The following is a 20336-nucleotide window of genomic DNA, read 5'->3' on the forward strand; positions in this document are numbered from 1 at the left end:
TAATCTAGTCTCTTTTCATAGCTCTTTTTGCTTCGCTGTTTAAATCAGTATATTCGATTTTGCCCACGTTAATGCCTACTCCAAGAATTTCACCTCCTTTAAATTCTCCTGGAGTTTTATATTCGCTGCTAACGGCATCGCCGCTGTCAAATCCGACACAGAGCCCGTCTCCTGATAGCGTGAATTTACCGCTTTGGGTTCTCATTGGACCGGAAGCCACTTCTTTTCCGTCAATGTATAGTTTCATTGTTCCTAGTGATTCGCCGTTTGGGCCTGCTTTTTCACGGGTAAATTCCATACCGAAGACATGTTTTCCAGGCGTAATATCAACATTTGAAACGAATTTCTGTTCTGGCGGGATTCCTAAGAAATTGTACACATAATATAATTTTTTGTTTTTCAAAAACAGGGAGTGTCCTCCAAAACGGGATCCGTGAGCAAAAATTACTCCCGAAGCATTCGCATCTTTTACATCGACATCGGCAACAATTTTATAATTGCGGCCTCGCACATTTACCGCAACGCCTTCAGGCACCGGTGCGGTTCCAGGATAGTAAACGTACTGGTCGCGTGGAGCTTCTGAGGAAGGTCTCTCAATTCCCAAAATTTCGATGGCAGCGCGGTCATCCAATGGCAATACAAGATTTTTAGCCGCTTCTGTATTCCAGTCGGCAATCAATTCTTTTAATTTTTCAGGATTTTTCTTAGCTAAATTGTTGCTTTCAGCTCTATCGACATCGGTATTATATAGCTCCCAGACGTCATTATCAAAGTTCCCTTTTCCAACAAGCGGTGCGTGAAGGGCAACTGCTTTCCATCCGTCTTTCCATAAAGCGCGGCTTCCCAGCATAGCAAAATACTGGATGTGTTTTTGGGTTTTTGCATCGGGAGCAGCGTCAAATGTATAACGCATAGACACTCCAGATAATGGGTACTGCGGAACTCCTTTGTAGACTTTAGGCATTTCTACGCCGCAGATGTCAAGCAATGTCGGAACGATATCCGTTGAATGGTGAAATTGATTTCGGACTTCGCCTTTTGCCTTAATCCCTTTAGGCCATGAAATTACCAGCGGGTCACAAGTTCCTCCTGCATACTGGCTGTATCTTTTGAACATTTTAAAAGGAGTTGAGAAAGCGGCCGCCCATCCTGTAGGATAGTGTTCGTAAGTATCAGGACCTCCTAATTTGTCAATGAGCTTTAAATTTTCTTTCAATTCGTCCGGATATCCATTGAAGAATTTGTTCTCGTTTACAGAACCTGAAGGAGAGCCTTCTCCCGAAGCTCCATTATCTGCGGCATAAATGATAACGGTGTTTTCCAGCTGACCGGTTTTTTCCAAATAATCAATTACGCGTCCCACCTGGGCATCGGTATATTCTGAAAATCCGGCGTACACTTCAGCCAATTTTGAGAATAGTCTCTTTTCGTCGGCGCTTAATTTATTCCATTCTAGAACAGCGTCGCCTTCATTGGCAACATTCTTAGGCAGAGGATTAAATGGAGCGTACTTAGTCCCGGCAGGAATCACTCCTTTTGCTATCATACGAGGCAGAACCCATTGTCTGTACGCTTCATAACCGTCATCGAATTTTCCTTTGTATTTATCTATATATTCCTGCGGGGCATGGTGCGGCGCGTGATTGGCACCTGGACAGTACCACATAAACCAAGGCTTGGACGGATTGGTTGCCTGCTGGTCGCGAAGATATTCTAAAGCATGGTCTGCTAAATCTTTAGACAAATGATATCCTTCTTCCGGGCTTGCCGGAGCATCAACAAAATGATTGTCCTCCACTAAATCTGGATACCATTGATTGGTCTCTCCTCCAAGAAATCCGTAATATCGGTCAAATCCCATCTGCAGGGGCCAAGTGCTGCGATTTCCTCCAGATGCTACATCCTGCTCTGGAACGTTATGGTCTTTTCCGATCCAAAAAGTGCTCCAGCCGTTATCCTGCAAAACCTGCCCGATAGTAGTTACCTGTTTTGGCAGCCTGCCGCTTGCTCCCGGGTATCCTGCCGCAGTTTCGGTAATTGCCGCCATTCCGTTTAGATGGTGGTTGCGGCCTGTTAATAATGTAGAACGTGTTGGCGAGCATAAGGCAGTGGTATGCCATTGCGTATATATCAGACCGTTATCTGCCAATTTCTGCATGGTGGGCATATTAATAGCTCCTCCATATGGGGACCATGCAGCCAATCCAGTATCATCGTATAATATAAATAAGATATTCGGGGCGCCCTTTGGGGCTACCTTGGGCGTATAAGGAGCCCAGTCTTCTTTAGAATCGCGAACATCAAGACTGATTTTTCCTTTAAATGTCTCCTTAGTTACCTGCTGGGGATCTGCCTGTGCCAGTATTCTATAAGGCACGCTGAAGAAAAATAGGCATAAAGCTAAAAGCATTGCGCTTTTTTTAGGTTTGGTATTTTTTTTGGCGTTCATAATGATTTGTATTAGTTAATATTAAATCTATTTCATTACTGAGAAAATAACAGCCCGGGAAAAAGGTCTTTTTACAATACAGCAGAGCCATCTATGGGGCTTTCAAAATTGCTTGGGCTGGTAGAACAAAAAAATGTAAGGCAGGTAGTTTTTTAAAGCATAAGCTAAGTTAAGTAAAAAAAAATAAGTAAATGCATTGATATTTAAATATTTGATGTTTTTGTTAGCAGATTGTTCCTGTTAATTAAAATTTAAAAAAAAAGATCTCTAAAAATTGATTTTTATTCTTAATTATTTTATTTTTAATGTTTTATGTAAGTTTACGGTTTTAAGGAACTAGCAGGCAGATAAATTTTATTTGTAAGAAGTAAATTTTCCGTATCGGGAATTATACATAGATAATTCCTATAATTAACAAAGGGTGTATGTTTTGTTTTTTTATTAATCTAAAATCATTTATAATGGAAGACGTAAATAGAACAGTAAGAAAAGCCGCCATATGGTGCCTGTCGGGAATTTTATTAATTTCCTTTGAAGCCGCAGCGCAGCGCCATCGAGGGGGAGCGAACAGGCCAGCTGCAGGCGCCCATTCCAGACCCGCACCAAAAGCAAGACCGTCTGCTGCTTCTAGGCCAGCCGCTTCAAGGCCGGCCGCTTCAAAACCAGCGGCAGCAAGGCCGAAAAACAGCAGTGCGGCAGTGACAAGAACCAAGCCTGCTGCGGGCGGCAATTCCAAAATAAACAATAAGAAAAGCACGGTAAACCGAAATTCGGGGATTGCAAAGAATACTTCAGGCAGAAATGTGAATGGGAAGGCAGGCACCGCCAATAGAAATAAAAATACCAATATCAGCGGGAACACGGTCAATAGAAATAGAAATAACATCAGTATTGACAGGAGCAGGGATATTAACATCAACCACAATAGAAATACCGTAGTGAGAAGAAATACCGTTGTTTATGCGCGTCCTCCTTACCGTTATGGCGGTTACAGGTACAATACGTACCATCCGTATTATTTCCATCCCTACAGGCCTTTCTATTGGGGGCCGGTCTGGCATCCGTGGGGATTTTTTGTAACCACGTTGGCCGTCACCGCCATTGTGGTGAGTGTTGAAAACAATCAGTACCATTATGATCAAGGGGTATGGTATGCACCTTCCAATGGGGGGTACACCGCTGTGCCGGCACCCGTCGGGGGAACGGTAAACAATATTCCCAGCGGTGCTGAAACGGTCAATACCGGGACAGTCAACAATTATTACTATGGAGGGACGTATTATGAAAAAGAAGGGAGCACTTATAAAGTGGTAGCTCCAACAGCGGGCACACTGGTGGATAATCTGCCCGATGGAGGTGAAGAGGTTACCATTGGAGATGTGAAATATGTAAAATTTGGAGAAACCTATTACCAGCCCGTACAAGTTGATGGCAAAAACAAATACGAAGTTGTTTTGGTCGAAGAAGACAAATAATTTTATGCACGGACGTTTTTCTGTGAAATATGTCTGGTCTGGGAATAGATAAGATGAAAACGTAATAAATTAATGCCTTCAAATTAAGAGAATGAACAGAAATGGAGAAATAATAGTGATAGAGGACGACGAGGATGACAGGCTTATGCTTGGGGAAATTTTTGAGAGCCTGGATATTCCCAGTAAAGTGACCTATTTTTCTGATCCAACTAAGGTTATGGGGTATTTGTCCGGTACAAAGGTGAAGCCTTTCCTTATATTGTCGGATATCAATATGCCGGGGCTCAACGGCTACCAGCTCAGGGAAAAAATTCTCAGTGATGGGGAATTGGAAAAAAAATGCGTGCCGTATATTTTTCTGTCCACCTCAAAGGCTCCTTTGGATGTGGAAAAGGCATTTTCGTATCCCATACACGGCTATTTTGAGAAAAAATTTGATTTTAAGGAGTATCAGAATATTATCAGTGGGATTGTGCAATACGGGAAGAACAGCAGCACGCTTAATCTTTAATTTAAGCAGAGCCGGGTTAAAAGGCGCGGCGTTGCATTAGAATTTTTAAAATAACCAGCGCATAAATAAAATCAGATAAGATGAAAAAAACAAATAATGCAAGACCTTCCAAACTGCTACTGTTTTTTGCTTTGCTGATCCTGGTGGCGGGCTGCAAAAAAGACAGCCTGAAACAAGAAAATCCTGCCCCAGACATCAGACAGCCTTCAGCATCGGGCATGGATCCTCTGCCTTCATGGAACGACACTAAAGTAAAAAAACAAATTCTGGCATACATCGCAGATGTGACCAATTCGGAAAGCTCAAATTTTATCCCGGTAAAAGACCGTGTTGCCGTTTTTGACAATGATGGAACCTTATGGGCTGAACAGCCGTTTTATTTCCAGCTTTTCTTCGCTATGGACCAGGTAAGAGCCGCCGCTTCCAAACATCCTGAATGGAAAAATAAACAGCCCTTTAAGGATGTTCTGGAAAATAATATGCCCGGGCTTCTTAAACAAGGCAAAGCAGGGCTGCTTGAGATCATTGCCGCAAGCCATTCAGGAATGACAACCGACCAGTTCGAATCTGACGTAAAAAAATGGATCAGCACAGCGCAGCATCCCACAAAAAAGAAATTATACACTCAGCTCATTTATCAGCCGATGCTTGAGCTGGTAAGATTTCTGCAGGCCAGAGAGTTTAAGGTATTCATTGTTTCAGGCGGGGGAATTGATTTTATGCGCGCATGGGCAGAGGATATCTACGGCATTCCCAAAGACCAGATTGTGGGGAGCACCCTGCAGGCTAAATATGAGTATAACAATGGAAATCCTGTAATTACCAAGCTTGCCGCTCTTGATTTTAATGATGATAAAGAAGCAAAACCTGCAGCAATAGAAAAGTATATAGGCAGAAAGCCCGTATTTGCGGCGGGGAACTCTGACGGTGACCTGCAGATGCTGCAATGGACCGCCTCCAATAAATATAAAAATTTTGAACTCTATGTGCATCACACGGATTCGGTTCGCGAGTGGGCCTATGACAGGAAATCTCCCATCGGAGCTTTGGATAAAGGTTTAGATCAGGGGAAAGCTGAAAACTGGGCTTTTGCAGATATAAAAACGGACTGGAAAGCCGTTTTTGCGGCCGATCAAAAAAAATGATATGAAATGGTTTGTATATTCCATGCCGTTAAAATATTTGGCTGCAGCAGGGTCTTCTTGATAAAGGCCCTATAGGATTTCTTTATCTCTGTTAATGGACCGCTGCAAAAGTAGCGAGATCTGCATATTCATTTTAACACCTATCTTAATTATGAGCCGGTTTAGCAAGTTTTTTATTTCATTCTGCACCCTTAAAGCATTTCAGGCAGCAAGCGGCCAGCAGGAAGCACCCTATACGGTCGGATTCATTCCGGCTTCAATATCGGAGGCCGATATTGCTTTTCCCGTGTATGAAAAATGGCACCTGAGCGCACAGGCCGATATGCAGCTGGTAACCCAGGGCTCTTATGATACAAAGAATCCCTTTGAATATACCCAGCGGGTGGTACTGCGGCCCTGGCTTATCTATTCGGGGTTTAAGAATATAAAGCTGTGGCTGGGATACGCTCACAACCAGAAATATGCCGTGCGGGAAATGGGCAATTATGAAACCTTGGAAAACAGGCTGATCCTAATGGGCACTTTTTCCCAGGATATGCCCAGAGGAAATATTTTTGAGCAGGTTCGTTTTGAAACTAAATTTTTTGATGACCGCAATGGGGTCCATCAGACTGTTCCCAGGATCAGAATGAGGTTTGGAGTGAACCATTTTTTACCCCAAAGCAAAAGCAAACCTCTTTTTTTGGCTCCAAACATTGGGTATTATGCCGAATTAATGCTCAAATTTGCTTCCAAGGATTACGCCACGGAGCATTTTGACATCTTTAGGCTCTCGGTGTACTACACCGCCGGGATTACTCCCAATATCCATTTTTTAGCGGGCATTATCGGGCAGATGCAGCTTCGCACAAACGGGACACAGTTTGATGTTTATTACGGTCCGATGGTGTCGATTAAGTATACTGTCAAACCCAAGGAAAGGGAGACTTTTGACAGTGTGGACGGTGGAGCGGACTGATTGTTTTGTTTTGGTTGGTGAAAATGTTTTACTCTAATATTAAACCTTATTGATATGAAAAAAATTTTAAGGCAGGTGGAGCGCAACTGCATATCGGGGGCTCTGGTGCTGCTCCCTCTGGTTGTTTTTTTTATGATACTGAAAAAAGTCTGGTTCTTTTTCCAGAACTACGGAGAAAAAGCCGCCCATCTATTCCGCTTTGATCAGATTCTGGGCGTATTTGCCAGCGACATTATCGGGGGTATTCTACTGCTGCTGCTCTTATATTTCAGCGGTTATCTGCTGCACCTGACCTATATCAGAAAATTTACCGGATGGATCGATGATAAGCTGATGGTCTTCCTGCCGGGATATGAAAAGAATAAAAAAATAGCAGAGGATAAACTAAAGGCAAAAGAAAAAAAAGCAAGCACCGATCTGCCGGTGCTCTTAAAGAATGGGGATTATTGGCAGCCTGCGCATCTGATAGAAGAAGGTGAAGGGGGAAGCGCGGTTGTTTTTGTCCCTGCAGCGCCTTCTAAAGAACATGGGCAGATTTTTCTTGTAAGCGCTAAAGATATAAAACGCCTTCCCAACAGCACGCTGGCAGAGATTGACGGCAGTATAAAATCACGCGGAAGAGGACTGATAGATTTAAGTTAGTGATGCCTCACAGACTAAGGTCCCGGCATAATGCTGCAATAGTCAGCCATAACAGTTCAGAGCAAATAACAGCAATAAGCATGCTGCAGATAAAATGTAACTTGGCATAAACTTTAGCATGGAAGAATTATGGGAAAGAAAATAGCGTTAATGTTCCTTATTGGGTTTTCGCATAGTTACAGCCAGTCAGATAAGCTGAATCAATTCTGGAACGAATATGCATTTACTGCAGATCTCAGCCAGAATTGGGTTCTTGAACTTGATGCGGGCTTAAGTTCGAGCAGTATTCCGGATAATCCGAATATGTTTCACAATATTACGCAGGTCTATTTCAGGGCCTGGGCGCATTATTATCCGGCCCAGAGATGGAAACTTTCTATTTTCTATGCTTATTTCGGCAACAGGAACGTTCCGGAATTAAGCCAGGAAAATACTCCTGAATTACGAAGTGCAGTTCAGGTCACCTATAGTTTATTTACCCAAAAAAGCTTTAAGGTGAACCTTCGTGGCAGGTTTGAGGACAGGCATCTTAAAAACGAATCTTCAAATTTTGAAGCTGTAGAACGTTTTCGGTTTCAGGTCAAGGCCGTATATCCGCTTAACTTTTTAAAAGTAAATAAAATTCCAATTTATTCATTTGCATCTGACGAAGTTTTTTTCAAAACCAAAAGCGCGGTAAGCGGACCTGATTTTTTTGACCGCAACCGCTTTACCGTGGGGCTCGGCATATCACTCAATAATGATATCCAGATTGAGCCTTCGTATGCGCGCGAGGTAATGCCTAGAGAAACTTCGGATCAGCTTGTCAATGCCTTTCAGCTTAATTTTATTTTTAATAATTTCTTTTCTAACCTTACAAAATCATTTAAGCGGACCAAAACAAGCGTTGATGACGGAAGCAGCGGAATTTAAGCAAAAGGGGCATGAAAGATCACGTTCTTACTTTCTTTTGCAAAACCCTGAAGATGTGCAGTCCGTTGGGGCACCTATTATGAAAAAGACGTTAATGTCTGTAAAGTTGCAGTTCCGGCAGCCAATGCAATTCCAGAAAGGCTGCCAAAAAAGGGAGGCAAGCAGCTGCCATCGGAGATGTTAAGTGCATCAAATTTGGAGAAGCATATCAGATCGTACATGCAGAAGACGGAAAAACAAGTGCGAAGCGCTACAAGCTGAGAAAGAAATCTGATTTTTAAAAAACATTAAACAATACCAAAATTATTGACCATGAAGAATAAACCCTTTTGGCTTTTTGCGGCCCTGGCACTTTTCATTATTTCACTTGCTTACGGTTACACTAAATTAATCGTGCCTAAAAAAGAAACAGCAGATGCTGTGCAATGTCATGAAACTCCAAATATAGGATCGCCTTCTACATTTCAACCAACCATTGAAAACAAGCACAAACCAGCAGGAAAAGCGCCCAAAGGCATGGTCTGGATTCCCGGCGGAGAATTTTCTATGGGAAGCAGTGCTGAAGATGAAAGTTTGTGCAGCATCAAAGGGGTTACAAAAGATGCCGCGCCAATACACCGCGTGTATGTTGACGGTTATTATATGGATGAATCCGAAGTAACTAACGAAGAGTTTGAAAAATTTGTTAAAGCAACCGGATATGTAACTGTTGCAGAACAAAAACCGACAAAAGAAGAGTTTCCTGATGCAAGCGAAGAAGATTTAATTACGGGTTCCGCGGTATTTACCCCTACTGCATCTGCAGTTAATTTGAATAATTTTCTGCAGTGGTGGCGCTATGAACCCGGCGCTGACTGGAGGCATCCTGAAGGACCTCAAAGCACTATTAAAGGAAAGGGAAATTATCCTGTAGTTCACGTAGTTTACGAGGATGCTGCCGCATATGCAAAATGGGCTGGAAAAAGGCTTCCGACAGAAGCAGAATGGGAATTTGCCGCACGTGGGGGGAAAACTGGAAATTTATACGCTTGGGGAAATGATTTAAAACCTAAAGGGAAATTTCAAGCCAATATTTACCAAGGGCATTTCCCAATAAAAGATGGCGATACGGGAGAAGACGGATTTAAAGGAATTGCTCCAACAAAACAATACGCTCCAAATGGATATGGTTTGTATGATATGGCTGGAAATGTTTGGGAATGGGTAAATGACTGGTACAGCATAGATTATTACAGAACCTTGGCAGAAAGCGGCAAAACAGCCAAAAATCCGCAAGGGCCAGACGCTTATTATGATCCCAGCGATCCCACACAAATAAAACGCGTGCACAGAGGCGGCTCATTTTTATGCACAGACCAATATTGCACCAGATATATGGTTGGAACCAGGGGAAAAGGGGAAATCAGATCTGCAGCAAACCATGTTGGTTTCAGATGTGTGAAAGACAAATAGCATTTATCGTTCTGCTTCATCGAACCGGCTTGAGAGCTGTTATTTTCTAAAGTAAGCCGCTTTGAAAAAAATAAGCAGTAATTTAGAAAACTCAGCTGTGTTATAAATGGCATTATTTGTTTTTTAGGCTCAAATCATATAGAAAGGTAAATAAGATGGCAACTAGAGTTAAAATAATTCCGAGATGTAAATTATTGCAGAGGTAATGAACTCCGTTTATTTTAAAAATTAATAGAAAATTTGCAGGAAACAATAGTCCTGCAACTGTAAATACAGACCCTGAAATCATTAAAAGCAGAATTAGGTACTTCATGAAAAATTCTATTTGCGTGAGTTGCAAATATAGAAAATAAGTATCTCTTTTTGGGTTAAAATATTGTTTTTTAGATTTTTAGAGTGTGTTTTTTTTGTTTTTAAAATGAACCGGGCTCTTAAATGAGAATGCAGCAATTTAAAGATGATAAATTTATAAAGTAATAATTCTGGGCCGTATTTTGAAGAGCGAATGCACTGCGATTTTCAGTAGGCAAGAATTTGATCTTAATGATTTAACAGGCATATAGAAAGTTATCCGTCACAAGTATGCCACAATAGTTGGAATGGCAGATTTTTTGAAATAATGCTAAATTTTTTGCAGCAGAAATAGTATCAGCTCCAAAGAACAGGTGTCAGGTTTTTGTCGCAAAATTAGGCTGTCCAAAAATCTTTAAAAGACCGCTGATTTTCTTTCGGTAAAATTAAAGGCAGCCCCAACATGGGGCCGCTGCCGGCAAGATCTATAGGAAGAAAATTATTTATCTTAAATTTATGGAATGGCTGAAATCTTTTTGGCATTTATGCACTACATTTGATAAGCATATAACCGATTCAAGATGATAAGTTCAGAGAATTCCCGCCCGTCCGCTGAAGGGGTAAATGAAAAAGAGCCTGTAAAGATTATACTGGCCAAGGATGATAAGGACGATCAGGAATTATTCATCGATGCCTTGGATGAGGCGCAGGTGCCCTCAGAGGTAACGACCGTTGAAAACGGGCAGCAGCTCATGGACAGCCTTAGAGACAGATCCCAGCCAGATCCCGATATTATTTTTATAGATGTCAATATGCCCGTTAAGGGGGGCAAGCAGGCGCTGGAAGAAATTAAGCGAGATAAAAAGCTGAAGGATATTCCTGCCGTTATGCTCTCCACCTGGAGCCATCCTTTGGATATTGAAGAGAGCTTTGAAAAGGGGGCGGACCTTTATGTCCAGAAACCTAGTTCTTTTGCAGGCTTTGTGATGGTGCTAAAGAAAGTGTTTTTTCTGCACTGGGCAAAAGCTTTATTGAGGCCGGCCATAAATTTATTTTTTGTTTCGGAAAAGAATAGCTCCGAGGGCGGCTTCTAAGGGCTCCTGCCTGCGTTATACGTCTATTTTGCCCTTGTGATGCTGCTTTAGCCATTTTTCCATTTTCTGGAGCAGCTGGATCTGCTCTGGATCCCCTGAGGGGTCGGAAAGCCCGGTGATGGTTCTCTTGTAATTGAATCTTTTATCTTCGAAAAGGCAGGTGAATTTCGGAAACTCGTTGTGGGATACCAGCCAGGTGTCCTTTCCTGCATTTTCAATTTTAAATTTTTTCATTTCCGTCATCTTTTTAATCTCTGCAGACAATCAGCTGCGAATGCATCTGGGCTGTTTTTTGCCGCTCAGTTTTGAACTGCAAAAATAGAATATTATTGCAGGTGATGGATAGTAAAGAATGCAGAATATTTGAATTTTATATGGTATCTGCCTTCTGTTCTAAAGGCAGGGTAACGGTAAATTCCGCCCCATTGCCATTTTCTCCGGCAGCAGTTATTTTTCCATTATGCCTTTCGGCAATTTTTCTGCACAGTGCCAGACCAAGTCCGTTTCCCTCGTACTGGTCTTTGGAGTGCAGCCTTTCAAATGCCGTAAAGATCTTTTCAGCGAACCGGCCATCGATTCCAATGCCATTGTCCTTTATTTTTATCTGCACAAAATCTTCCCCTCCAATATGGATTGTGCTGTTTGTTATGGTCACCCTGGGCGGCTGGTCCGCTTTTGAAAATTTTAGGGCATTCTGGAGGAGGTTATAGAAAAGCTGGCTGATTAGAATCGGCGCTCCCTGAATCTGCGGCAGGTCAGAAGCAATTAAAACAGCGCCTTTTTCTTTTATGACCAGTTCCAGATCTATTTTTATATTTTCAATAACCTCATTGAGATCTATGGCTTCGATATGCTGCAGGGTTTTATCTACGGTCGAATAGGCCAGGATCCCTTCAATAATATTCTCCATCCTTTGGGCGGACTGGGCTACTTTATGAAGATATTTTTCAGATTTGCCACTGGCGCTTCCTTCTATATCATCTCTTAAGAGGGTATTGAAAATTTTAATTTTTCGCAGCGGTTCGCGAAGGTCATGGCTCACCACGCTGGCAAAATGCATAAGGTCTCTGTTGGAGCGGTTGAGTTCATTTGTGCGGCTTTGGACCTGCTTTTTTAATTCTTCCTGAAATTCTCTGTGCTCATGGATATCCTGCACAATGCCTATTATGGTTTTGGGGCTGCCTTGTTCATCCTTGATAATCCTGCCGTTAATTTTGGTCCAGCGGTGCGGGCGGCCGTCATTTAAAATTCGGGCTTCGTAGCATATTTTCCCTGTCACTGCCGCTTCTTTATGCGCCTTTTCCCGCGCCGGGAGGTCATCGGGATGCAGTTTTGCAATTAAATCTTCATTGGTTGCATCACCTGAAATGGAACAAATGGCATCGAAGCTTCCCGATGTTTTGATTTTCTTTGTGGCAAGGTCTATTTCGTAGCTCCCTATGCCCGAACTCTCAATGGCCATCTTAAGTTTTTCATTGGAATGCTGCACTTCCTCTTTGGCCAGCTGCAGATCCGTGACATTAGTGCCCGTATTAAGTACTCCGTATACTTCTCCCTTCTCATCAAAGAGGGGTATAAAGCTGTAATTGAAGTAATGTTCAGTCATCACGCCGTCTATCGCCAGATCTACTTTTTTGGCTGCGGCATGAAAGGCGGTGCCGGTTTTAAGCACGCCCAGCGCCTCATCGAGAATCTGCTGCTTTTCAATTTCTGGAACAACCTCAAGATAGGTTTTTCCAATAACATCATTCCCTTTTCCATAGGTTTTGATCATGGCGGCATTGGCCAGTTCAATTTTAAGATTATCTCCCACATATACCCCTACGGGCATTGGAATAGCGTCAATTATACTTTGCAGAAGCCTTGGATTATGGTGCATAGCGTTGGGTTTTATTTAGTTCTTATGGCTAATCTAATGTTTTCTAATATTTTACTGTTATGCTGGCGGCGTATAGTGTATCATAATTCCAATAATTGAAAGCTGAATTGCAGGTGCTTTGACAAGAGCCGCTTCCATTATTTCATGACGGATCTTTCTCTTCAATGATCACAACTGAAAAAACCGTCAGACAGATTGCATATCAGACGGGCATCCATAATAAATCTTCCATTTTATGTCCGCTTAAAATTTCTCCGCAAACCGCAGGGAATTAAAAGATAAATAAGCGCAGAATTGGTGATGGAATGAACGGTGCCGTACTATTTATATGATATGGTTTTTTGTATTTTGTATCGTAAAATTATATTCTGCCAAAGCACAGCCTTAAGGCTGAGGATTGCAAGCAAATATGAGGCTTAAGATGGTTTTTCTTTTTATATGAATAAGATTTGTTTTTACATAATTCGCATTATATTGATTCATAGCGGATACGGGAAGGCTCACAGCAGCTGCCTTAAGAAGCTTTTAAGATTTTTTAAAACGCAGATTCATATGGGGCTGGCGCAAAGCCGCCACTTTCAATTCTCTTTTCGTTTTGAAAGTTTTCCACTTGCCATTCTTTTGCCTGCGCATCAGGGACTAAAAGTTTTGAATCGGCAAGAGAATTCTAATTGGATTGAGGTGGTGCAGATGCCAGCCAACTATCATTATGCAAATTGGCCGACCAGCTTTTAAATTTCTTATATTTAATTCTGATCGATGCGCTAAAGCCTGGCAGCTAAGGAATCATAAAAAAAAAGCAAAAAGGAGCTTTTAATCAGAGTTCCCTTTTGTTGATCCAAAAAAATCACCGGACCTATGGAAAATCAGGACAGAAAATTTTCCACTGCCGCGTTCAAGTCTTTGCGCAGCAGCTCAATGGAATACTGTTTGGTCAAGAACTGCGCCGCCAAGTGATCCTGAGCAAATGCTTTGTCTATTTCGCTGGATGATGTACTGTATATAATTACCGGAATATCCTGCAGCGCCGCTTCTTTTTTGATCTGCTTTAGGAAGCTGCGTCCGTCCATAACGGGCATATTGAGATCAAGGAAAATCAGATCAGGCTTTGTAAAACTGCCGGATCGTAACTTTTCAAATGCCGCTGCGCCGTTTTCGGCCTGCTGAAATGCAATTAAGGGATGCTCCTGGCTGAGAATTTCCTCAAAAATTTCGCGGTCGTCGGGATCATCATCAATTAAAAAAATGGTTTTCATCTAGGGATTGTAATGGGCAGCAAAGATATAGTTTTCCGTTTCATTATCTTACAATTCCTTATTTTATTTTTCATGAAGCCTTGGGAAAATCAATGTAAAAGCGGTTCCGACCCCTTCCTGAGAGGAAGCGGTGATCTCACCTTTGTGGTTCTGCATGATCTTGCGGCACATGGCCAGTCCGATCCCCGTTCCGGAGTACTGGTCATTGCCGTGCAGGCGCTGGAAGATATTAAATATCTGTTCGGCATGCTGCTGGGAGAAACCTATCCCGTTATCGCGCACCTCTATTTTTATGTGCTCAAGTTCCAGATCCAGGGCGTGGAGCCTTTTTTCGGATTCTGCCATCGGCTGGGCCGTAATGCTGATCTGCGGCGGCGCATCAGGTTTGGTGTATTTCAGGGCATTGGATACCAGATTGCCGAAAAGCTGCGACATTTGAAGGGGGATTGCTTCCACAATAGGGAGCTCTCCAATCTGCACCACGGCATTTTTCTGTTCAATAATAAGCTCAAAGTCCGTCAGGACATCGGCTACTGCATCATTAAGGTCTACCGGTTCAAACTGCTGGGTGATATTGGCCAGTTTGGAGAACTGCAGCACATCCTTGATCAGGTTTTCCATTCTTCGCGATGAGGTCAGGATTTTGTCGATGTAGAACTGCACCTTCTGGGGATTTTTATCCAGATTGCTTCTCATCATATCGGTAAAAATGCTGATTTTCCGTATCGGTTCCTGCAGGTCGTGGGAAGCGATATAGGCGAATTGGGAAAGCTCGCGGTTGCTGGCTTCGAGTTCAGCATTTGCTGACACGAGCTCTGCAGTCTTCTCTTTTACCTTAAAGGCAAGTTCCTGCTGCAGGCTGCGCTGTTTGGTCACATCCTGTGCCGTGCCGCTGAGCGCGGCTACAGATCCGTCCTTACTGTAGAGCACCTGCGCATTGGCATGGATGATGCGCTGCTGGCCGGTTATCTTGTTTACGATCTCAAATTCATAATCGTAAAAATGCTCGGACGATCCGCTGAGTGCCTCTTCCAGTGCAAGGGACACCTTATCGCGGTAGGGCGGCGAAATACGCTCCAGGAACTGCTCGCGTGGGGCGGTGCTGGTGTCCATTCCAAGCCAGTTTTTAAAACGCTCAGAGCAGGTGATGGTTTTTTCCCCGGCGTCAAGGGTCCAGGTGGCGAGTTCGGCCAGTTCTATGGCGCCGGTGAGCGCCAGTCTGGTCTCTTCGAGTTTTTTGGAAGCCATGACCTGATCTGTAACATCGACGGCAATGTCCATTATTCCGTAAATTTCTCCCTTTGAGTCTCGTATCGGGGTATAGGTGAATTCAAAATAATAGGTGCCCAGCTTTCCATTGACTTTCAAATCGGCAGGCACTGCGTGTCCATAGTAGGTTTCTCCTGTACGGTAAACTTCCTGGAGCAGGTCCATAAATGGCTGCCCTTTAAGCTCGGGGACCGCTTCTTCCATGGGAAGGCCGATAACGGAGCGGTCCTTGCCCCAGTAGCTGACCATAATGTCGTTGGCAATCTCTATTTTCATGTCCAGACCCGTAAAGAGGCAGATCCCGAACGGTGACTGTTCGACCATGGCACTGATCTTATGCTGGCTTTCAGTAATGGCTTTACGCCCGGAGATGATCTCGTCCATATCCATACAGAATCCTGCATAACCGCCGTAATTCCCATCGCTGTCAAAGAACGGATCTCCTGCGGCCCTGCACCAGATGAGTTCGCCTGTATTTTTTTCGGCCCTGAACAGCACGTCAAAATGTTTCCTGCTTTGGATAGCGTCCAGAAATGCTTTTTTAGCCTGCAGATAGTCCTGTTCATAAATTACGCGTGTCCATCTGCCTGCCAGCAGTTCCTCGTACGGAAGTCCTGTAAATTCAATAAGGGTCTTATTGAAATAGGTCATCATGCCCTGGGTATTGCAGAGCCATAAACCGGTCGGTGAGCTGTCGGTCACATTTTTGAAAAGCACTGCGGCGTCCCGCTGCGCCTGCTGCAGGCGTGACTCGGCGAGCCTCAGCGCATCACGGTTTTTCTCCTGCTGGGAGATATCGGCAATGGTGCCTGAGAATGCCGATGTTTTTCCATCCGAAGTAAGGATTCTGGCTGCCGACACGGCAATGCGGTGTATGCTGCCATCGTCCCAGATGACCCGGGGCGTGTAGAAAAAGGAGCCGTTTTCGATTCCGTTCTGGATAGCCTGGGACCGCAGCTGCAGGTCCTCGGGATGAAGGTATTTGAGGAAATCCTTCCTCTTGCAATTCTTCTTGATGCTGCCTGTGAGCAGCAGGCTGAATTCGGGGGAATAGTCTATGGTGTTGTCGGCGAAGTCGATGTTGAAAAGCCCAAGTCCCATACTTTTTATGGTAAGGTCGGTGAGCTGTCTTGATTTTTGGAGTTCCTCGGCCGCTTTTTTATGCTGGGTAATGTCCTGCAGTGTGCCGTTAAAACGGTAGGCCGTTTTGTTTTGGTCAAACCATGCTTTTCCCAGGGCATGCACAATACGGCGCTTTTTAGTTTTAGGATGTACGATGGTATATTCAATATCATATTTGCCGCCTGACCCATAATCCAGGGCCTTCCGGATGCTTTCCATTACGCGCTGCCTGTCCCAGTCGGCAATGGATTCAAGTGCTATGGGCAGCTGTATTTCCTCATCGGATTTAAGGCCGAACCATTTTTTGAGTCTTGCATTTGCACCAAAGCGGTTTGTGGCCGGGTTCAGGTCAAAGGTCCCAAATTCGGCAGCAGTGATGGCGAATTCCAATTCGTCCCTGTTTTCCTTAAGTATACGGCTGTGGTTTACTTTTTCAGTAGTTTCATTGCAGATCACCAATACGCCTTTGATCTGCCGCTGATCGTCCCTGATGGGGCTGTAGCTGAAAGTCCAATATGCGTCGTCCATTTTTCCGTTGCGCAGGATCGGCATCAGCAGGTCATCGTACCACACGCTTTCCCCAGTGCTGAGCACCTTTGTGATAAGAGGATAAATAAAGTCCCACATTTCCGGCCAGCAGTCGATGCCTTTTTGTCCCATGGCTTTGGGGTGTCTGCCCTGCGTGCCAAAAATGGGGCTGTAAGAGTCGTTATAGAACTGGATCAGGCCATCCCCCCACCAGAGGAACATCGGAAATTTTGAGGATACGATGGTGGCTATTGTATTTTTGAGGCTTTCGGGCCAGTTTCTGGGACTTCCCAAAGCATGGTTTTCCCAGTCTATATTTGCAATAAGCTCGGCAGATTCTCCTCCGTTCTGAAGAAAGTAATATTCGGAATTCGTAAAGTCTTGGTTCAAGTCTGTGGTTTTAGGCAGGGGCGCTGCAGGGCAGCAGCCTTAGCTTTTCTGTAAAAGTAAGCAATTTATTTTTCCCAGTCGTTTTCGGCAAAAAGCAGGTTTTCCTGCTCATCGGCATCTTTTCCCAGTCCTTCGGGCGCATAATTTTTTTTTCGTATTCCATGATTTTAGCAATTTTGATGCGTCCTTGATCAGGAAGATTTTTTCTAAAATTAATTTTTTTGCTTCCCTTGGTTTTATACAATTCTATTTGAATCTTCTAAAATTTTCACATTGCGGAGTCTGTTTTTTAACACATCCGTGTTTTGAATATGCTTTCTAAATAATTATATTTGATTCAGGAAATATGCCAAAACAAACAGGCCAATCTTTTACAATGGAAAAAGCGATACAGCTAAAGGTGAGAAAAGATTTGGATGCCAAAATGCAGCACACCATTCTTAAGCTCAAGGGCAGCCTGATATCAAAGGGCTATACTGAGATCATCCATATCCTGGACCAGGATGAGGAGTATCATCTCAACACTTTTGAAACGGCCGCTGAAAAACGCAATGAAGCCCGGCAGTATATTGCCGCCTTTATCGACAGGGAAAACCTTGCCAATACTATAGAGGTACGATAAATTATGTTTAAAGAAGCATCGCAGAGAAAACAGCGCCGGCAGCGGGCAGTTTTGCTCATTGCTTTTTTTTTTAAAGAGGCTGCATGCTGCTATCGGTTTATTTTTTCCGTGTGGTGCTGATAGAGCCATTTTTCCATTTTCTGGAGCAGCCGGATTTCATTTAGGTCCCCTGCAGGGTGGGACAGCCCTGTGATGGTCTTTCCATAGTTGTATCTTTTATCCGCAAAGGAGCAGGTAAACTTGGGGAACTCGTTATGGGATACCAGCCATTTGTCGTTGTCTTGTTTTTTAATTTTAAACTTTTTCATTTTGCCATAATTTCCCAGACAGGCGCTCCGATTAGAGAAGACTGCTGTTTGAGGCTGTCTGCGCGGCCGGGTTTTTAAACTGCAAAATTAATGGATTATTGCAGTTATTTTGTTATATAATTTATAGATGGGGATGTTTTTTGACGCCGTTTATTATCGCTGAGATACATCAGCCGGATTTTGGCAGGTCCCTTTTTTTATGGCTGTCTGCATAAAAGCAGGCAGAGTTCTGTAAGGTCTGGATTAATCGGTATTGGGAAAATTGCTGTGGAATTTTATTCGGAGCAGTCATCACTGTTAATTGTAAATTATGCTTTTTTTTTGGAGCTTTTTCCCGCTATCCGTTGCACCCGAGCGAAAGCGAACTGGCGAAGCAATCTTCTGCGCCGAACCCAGGCGCAGAAGGATTTCCACTGCTGTCGGGGCTTGGGACTCTGAGGAGCCCTGTTTTGTTTTGACAACTATCTGTCAGTCCTCCCTTATTTTGTCACGGTGGTTTTTACCCCACTAAATCATTTCTGAGATCATATCGTGCAGTGTATAGCAGTACACAGAAGCTGTGCACTCAACTGTTAACTGTTGGAGGTAAGTTTTTATACATCCTTGGTAAATAATGTATTAAAAAAAAACACGACAAAAGATGATGTTTTTCTTTTGTCCCGACTAGTGACCCAGACGGGACAAATTTCAACAAAATTTATGGAAGATTTGAAGAGATTGGCTTACTGGAAGTAGAGGCTGTCTTTCATTGACTTTATAAATTTGGTTTGGCTATCCTGCTGGGGATCGATGGAAAAGTTATTGAATAGTCTATTTAAACAGAACAAACTGTATTAATTTTTTAATCATAAAATTTGATGGCAGCTCCAGTATTGTCGTTTATCTTGACCCGCCATTTATCGGAATTATGATAATTTGAAGGAGTAAGTTGTAAATGTTTCCCGCCTATGAGCTATAATTTTGCACTTATTCAAAATTTAACTATATAATGAAAACGCACGAAAAGAAAAGAATTAATGAAATAGATAAAGCGCAGGATTCAATAAATAGAAAAAGCATGATGATAAATGTGATGTTTTTTTCGATACTGTCGTTTATAGCGGTGCTACTCATTACAATTATCGTTTAACGGCATTTGCCTGCGATTTGTTTAGCTTTAGTTTGCTGATAAAAGAATTTTACAAAATTTCTGACTTTCAATAGACGCCTTTAGGCGGCAAGGGCTGCTAATGGCATTTTTTAGGAGCTTTTTCCGCTATTCCGTTCTGATCTTCTTGGACCTGAGTGCAAAAGGATTTACGCTGCTATCAAAGCTAAGCAGCTGACCGGATAGTTTGGTGACAAATAGCGGAATATGCAATATGCTGTTCTTTGGAAATATTAAATAGTTTACCAATTGGTAATCCTAAATGAGTTTTTAGTAAAAGCAGTGAGCCCGAAATAAATCGGGCCCCTTATAATCAAATTCAATTGCAATTCTAAACCTTTGGAATCATTCGTGATTAAATCCGTTTTTTTTTTTTGCTATCTTATGCTAAACTTTCTCCTATAAGAAGGCGGGTGCTGAGAACAACCCTGTTCCAAAGATTGATGGTAATTACGGCCGTTATTATATCTGCTATCTGGTTTTCGCTGAAATACAGCAGAGCCTTTGAATAGGTTTCATCCGTTAGTCCATTCTCATGGATCAGCGTTATTTCTTCGGTTACCGCCAGTACTGCTTTTTCCTCTTCTGTAAAAATGTCCCCGGCTTCCCTCCATGCACTCAGGAGAAAAATGCGCTGGTTTGTCTCGCCGTTTTTAACGGCATCTTGAGTGTGGATGTTGATGCAGTAGGCACAGCCGTTGATCTGCGAGGCACGTATCTTTATGAGTTCTTTGGCTGTCTTGGATATGGAAATCTTTGAGAGGTAGCTTTCAAGGCCGATCATCGCTTTTAGTGCATCGGGGGCGGCCTGCTTAATGTTAAGTCTTTTTTGCATGGTATTATTCTTTTAAAATTGTTCCATGCAAAATTGAATAATAAGAAAATA

At 43.0% G+C, this 20336-nt stretch carries 19 protein-coding genes; 10 read left to right on the top strand and 9 right to left on the bottom strand.

Annotated elements, in window-relative coordinates:
- Window positions 1–4: 4 nt before the first annotated feature.
- Complete coding sequence (locus ACWA1F_RS04685; RefSeq protein ID WP_208610229.1) at window positions 5–2449, bottom strand: arylsulfatase; 2445 nt, start codon at window positions 2447–2449, stop codon at window positions 5–7.
- 388 nt (window positions 2450–2837) lie between these two features.
- Window positions 2838–3335 (bottom strand): hypothetical protein, encoded by a 498-nt coding sequence (locus tag ACWA1F_RS04690; RefSeq protein WP_317043561.1) that lies wholly within the window; start codon window positions 3333–3335, stop codon window positions 2838–2840.
- A gap of 52 nt (window positions 3336–3387) precedes the next feature.
- On the opposite strand from ACWA1F_RS04690, the gene ACWA1F_RS04695 reads away from it, so the two are divergent.
- The 7 genes from ACWA1F_RS04695 (at window position 3388) to ACWA1F_RS04725 (ending at window position 9544) form a co-directional block, all read left to right on the top strand.
- Window positions 3388–3924: a DUF6515 family protein gene (locus ACWA1F_RS04695; RefSeq protein WP_456891985.1), complete on the top strand. Its 537-nt coding sequence runs from the start codon at window positions 3388–3390 to the stop codon at window positions 3922–3924.
- A 91-nt stretch (window positions 3925–4015) separates the two neighbouring features.
- Window positions 4016–4435 carry a response regulator gene (locus ACWA1F_RS04700; protein WP_091490948.1) on the top strand — a complete coding sequence of 140 codons (420 nt, stop codon included), beginning with the start codon at window positions 4016–4018 and terminating at the stop codon, window positions 4433–4435.
- An 80-nt stretch (window positions 4436–4515) separates the two neighbouring features.
- On the top strand, window positions 4516–5580 hold the full coding sequence (locus tag ACWA1F_RS04705) for an HAD family hydrolase (RefSeq protein WP_091490947.1): 1065 nt from the start codon (window positions 4516–4518) through the stop codon (window positions 5578–5580).
- 151 nt (window positions 5581–5731) lie between these two features.
- Window positions 5732–6538, top strand: a complete 807-nt coding sequence (locus ACWA1F_RS04710) for a DUF2490 domain-containing protein (protein WP_456891988.1) — start codon at window positions 5732–5734, stop codon at window positions 6536–6538.
- A gap of 54 nt (window positions 6539–6592) precedes the next feature.
- Window positions 6593–7180: a hypothetical protein gene (locus ACWA1F_RS04715; RefSeq protein ID WP_091490943.1), complete on the top strand. Its 588-nt coding sequence runs from the start codon at window positions 6593–6595 to the stop codon at window positions 7178–7180.
- Between the two features lie 129 nt (window positions 7181–7309).
- The gene (locus ACWA1F_RS04720; RefSeq protein WP_091490942.1) at window positions 7310–8092 is read left to right on the top strand and encodes a DUF2490 domain-containing protein; all 783 of its coding nucleotides are present in this window, start codon (window positions 7310–7312) and stop codon (window positions 8090–8092) included.
- 312 nt (window positions 8093–8404) lie between these two features.
- On the top strand, window positions 8405–9544 hold the full coding sequence (locus ACWA1F_RS04725) for a formylglycine-generating enzyme family protein (RefSeq protein WP_456891991.1): 1140 nt from the start codon (window positions 8405–8407) through the stop codon (window positions 9542–9544).
- Window positions 9545–9656: 112 nt separating this feature from the next.
- Here ACWA1F_RS04725 and ACWA1F_RS04730 read toward each other — a convergent pair whose 3' ends face one another.
- Window positions 9657–9857 carry a hypothetical protein gene (locus ACWA1F_RS04730; RefSeq protein ID WP_456891993.1) on the bottom strand — a complete coding sequence of 67 codons (201 nt, stop codon included), beginning with the start codon at window positions 9855–9857 and terminating at the stop codon, window positions 9657–9659.
- A 559-nt stretch (window positions 9858–10416) separates the two neighbouring features.
- On the opposite strand from ACWA1F_RS04730, the gene ACWA1F_RS04735 reads away from it, so the two are divergent.
- The gene (locus ACWA1F_RS04735; protein WP_456891995.1) at window positions 10417–10929 is read left to right on the top strand and encodes a response regulator; all 513 of its coding nucleotides are present in this window, start codon (window positions 10417–10419) and stop codon (window positions 10927–10929) included.
- Window positions 10930–10944: 15 nt separating this feature from the next.
- Here the strand turns inward: ACWA1F_RS04735 and ACWA1F_RS04740 are convergent, their stop codons facing one another.
- Together ACWA1F_RS04740 and ACWA1F_RS04745 are read right to left on the bottom strand one after the other, a co-directional pair.
- Window positions 10945–11163, bottom strand: a complete 219-nt coding sequence (locus ACWA1F_RS04740) for a hypothetical protein (RefSeq protein WP_143102038.1) — start codon at window positions 11161–11163, stop codon at window positions 10945–10947.
- A gap of 136 nt (window positions 11164–11299) precedes the next feature.
- Entirely contained in the window at window positions 11300–12808 is a 1509-nt protein-coding gene (locus ACWA1F_RS04745) for a PAS domain-containing sensor histidine kinase (RefSeq protein ID WP_456891997.1), read from the bottom strand.
- Window positions 12809–13360: 552 nt separating this feature from the next.
- On the opposite strand from ACWA1F_RS04745, the gene ACWA1F_RS04750 reads away from it, so the two are divergent.
- Entirely contained in the window at window positions 13361–13543 is a 183-nt protein-coding gene (locus ACWA1F_RS04750) for a hypothetical protein (protein WP_091490931.1), read from the top strand.
- Between the two features lie 131 nt (window positions 13544–13674).
- Here ACWA1F_RS04750 and ACWA1F_RS04755 read toward each other — a convergent pair whose 3' ends face one another.
- From ACWA1F_RS04755 to ACWA1F_RS04765, 3 genes are all read right to left on the bottom strand, one after another.
- Window positions 13675–14064: a response regulator gene (locus tag ACWA1F_RS04755; protein ID WP_091490930.1), complete on the bottom strand. Its 390-nt coding sequence runs from the start codon at window positions 14062–14064 to the stop codon at window positions 13675–13677.
- Window positions 14065–14127: 63 nt separating this feature from the next.
- Complete coding sequence (locus ACWA1F_RS04760; RefSeq protein ID WP_091490928.1) at window positions 14128–17373, bottom strand: PAS domain S-box protein; 3246 nt, start codon at window positions 17371–17373, stop codon at window positions 14128–14130.
- A gap of 10 nt (window positions 17374–17383) precedes the next feature.
- The gene (locus ACWA1F_RS04765) at window positions 17384–17536 is read right to left on the bottom strand and encodes a hypothetical protein (protein WP_456892000.1); all 153 of its coding nucleotides are present in this window, start codon (window positions 17534–17536) and stop codon (window positions 17384–17386) included.
- A 213-nt stretch (window positions 17537–17749) separates the two neighbouring features.
- On the opposite strand from ACWA1F_RS04765, the gene ACWA1F_RS04770 reads away from it, so the two are divergent.
- Window positions 17750–17995: a hypothetical protein gene (locus ACWA1F_RS04770; RefSeq protein WP_456892599.1), complete on the top strand. Its 246-nt coding sequence runs from the start codon at window positions 17750–17752 to the stop codon at window positions 17993–17995.
- Between the two features lie 1837 nt (window positions 17996–19832).
- On the opposite strand, the gene ACWA1F_RS04775 is transcribed toward ACWA1F_RS04770, so the two are convergent.
- Window positions 19833–20285, bottom strand: a complete 453-nt coding sequence (locus ACWA1F_RS04775) for a carboxymuconolactone decarboxylase family protein (RefSeq protein WP_091490926.1) — start codon at window positions 20283–20285, stop codon at window positions 19833–19835.
- Between the last annotated feature and the right edge of the window lie 51 nt (window positions 20286–20336).

The organism is Flavobacterium erigeronis, from assembly GCF_054075165.1.

Excerpts from the sequence above, each read along its gene's own strand:
- ACWA1F_RS04735 (WP_456891995.1), top strand. The coding sequence starts at position 10,417 with ATGATAAGTTCAGAGAATTCCCGCCCGTCCGCTGAAGGGGTAAATGAA.
- ACWA1F_RS04715 (WP_091490943.1), top strand. The coding sequence starts at position 6,593 with ATGAAAAAAATTTTAAGGCAGGTGGAGCGCAACTGCATATCGGGGGCT.
- ACWA1F_RS04700 (WP_091490948.1), top strand. The coding sequence starts at position 4,016 with ATGAACAGAAATGGAGAAATAATAGTGATAGAGGACGACGAGGATGAC.
- ACWA1F_RS04745 (WP_456891997.1), bottom strand. The coding sequence starts at position 12,808 with ATGCACCATAATCCAAGGCTTCTGCAAAGTATAATTGACGCTATTCCA.
- ACWA1F_RS04775 (WP_091490926.1), bottom strand. The coding sequence starts at position 20,285 with ATGCAAAAAAGACTTAACATTAAGCAGGCCGCCCCCGATGCACTAAAA.
- ACWA1F_RS04740 (WP_143102038.1), bottom strand. The coding sequence starts at position 11,163 with ATGAAAAAATTTAAAATTGAAAATGCAGGAAAGGACACCTGGCTGGTA.
- ACWA1F_RS04750 (WP_091490931.1), top strand. The coding sequence starts at position 13,361 with ATGGGGCTGGCGCAAAGCCGCCACTTTCAATTCTCTTTTCGTTTTGAA.
- ACWA1F_RS04770 (WP_456892599.1), top strand. The coding sequence starts at position 17,750 with ATGGAAAAAGCGATACAGCTAAAGGTGAGAAAAGATTTGGATGCCAAA.
- ACWA1F_RS04685 (WP_208610229.1), bottom strand. The coding sequence starts at position 2,449 with ATGAACGCCAAAAAAAATACCAAACCTAAAAAAAGCGCAATGCTTTTA.
- ACWA1F_RS04720 (WP_091490942.1), top strand. The coding sequence starts at position 7,310 with ATGGGAAAGAAAATAGCGTTAATGTTCCTTATTGGGTTTTCGCATAGT.
- ACWA1F_RS04755 (WP_091490930.1), bottom strand. The coding sequence starts at position 14,064 with ATGAAAACCATTTTTTTAATTGATGATGATCCCGACGACCGCGAAATT.
- ACWA1F_RS04730 (WP_456891993.1), bottom strand. The coding sequence starts at position 9,857 with ATGAAGTACCTAATTCTGCTTTTAATGATTTCAGGGTCTGTATTTACA.
- ACWA1F_RS04765 (WP_456892000.1), bottom strand. The coding sequence starts at position 17,536 with ATGGAATACGAAAAAAAAATTATGCGCCCGAAGGACTGGGAAAAGATG.
- ACWA1F_RS04690 (WP_317043561.1), bottom strand. The coding sequence starts at position 3,335 with ATGTTATTTCTATTTCTATTGACCGTGTTCCCGCTGATATTGGTATTT.
- ACWA1F_RS04725 (WP_456891991.1), top strand. The coding sequence starts at position 8,405 with ATGAAGAATAAACCCTTTTGGCTTTTTGCGGCCCTGGCACTTTTCATT.
- ACWA1F_RS04705 (WP_091490947.1), top strand. The coding sequence starts at position 4,516 with ATGAAAAAAACAAATAATGCAAGACCTTCCAAACTGCTACTGTTTTTT.
- ACWA1F_RS04710 (WP_456891988.1), top strand. The coding sequence starts at position 5,732 with ATGAGCCGGTTTAGCAAGTTTTTTATTTCATTCTGCACCCTTAAAGCA.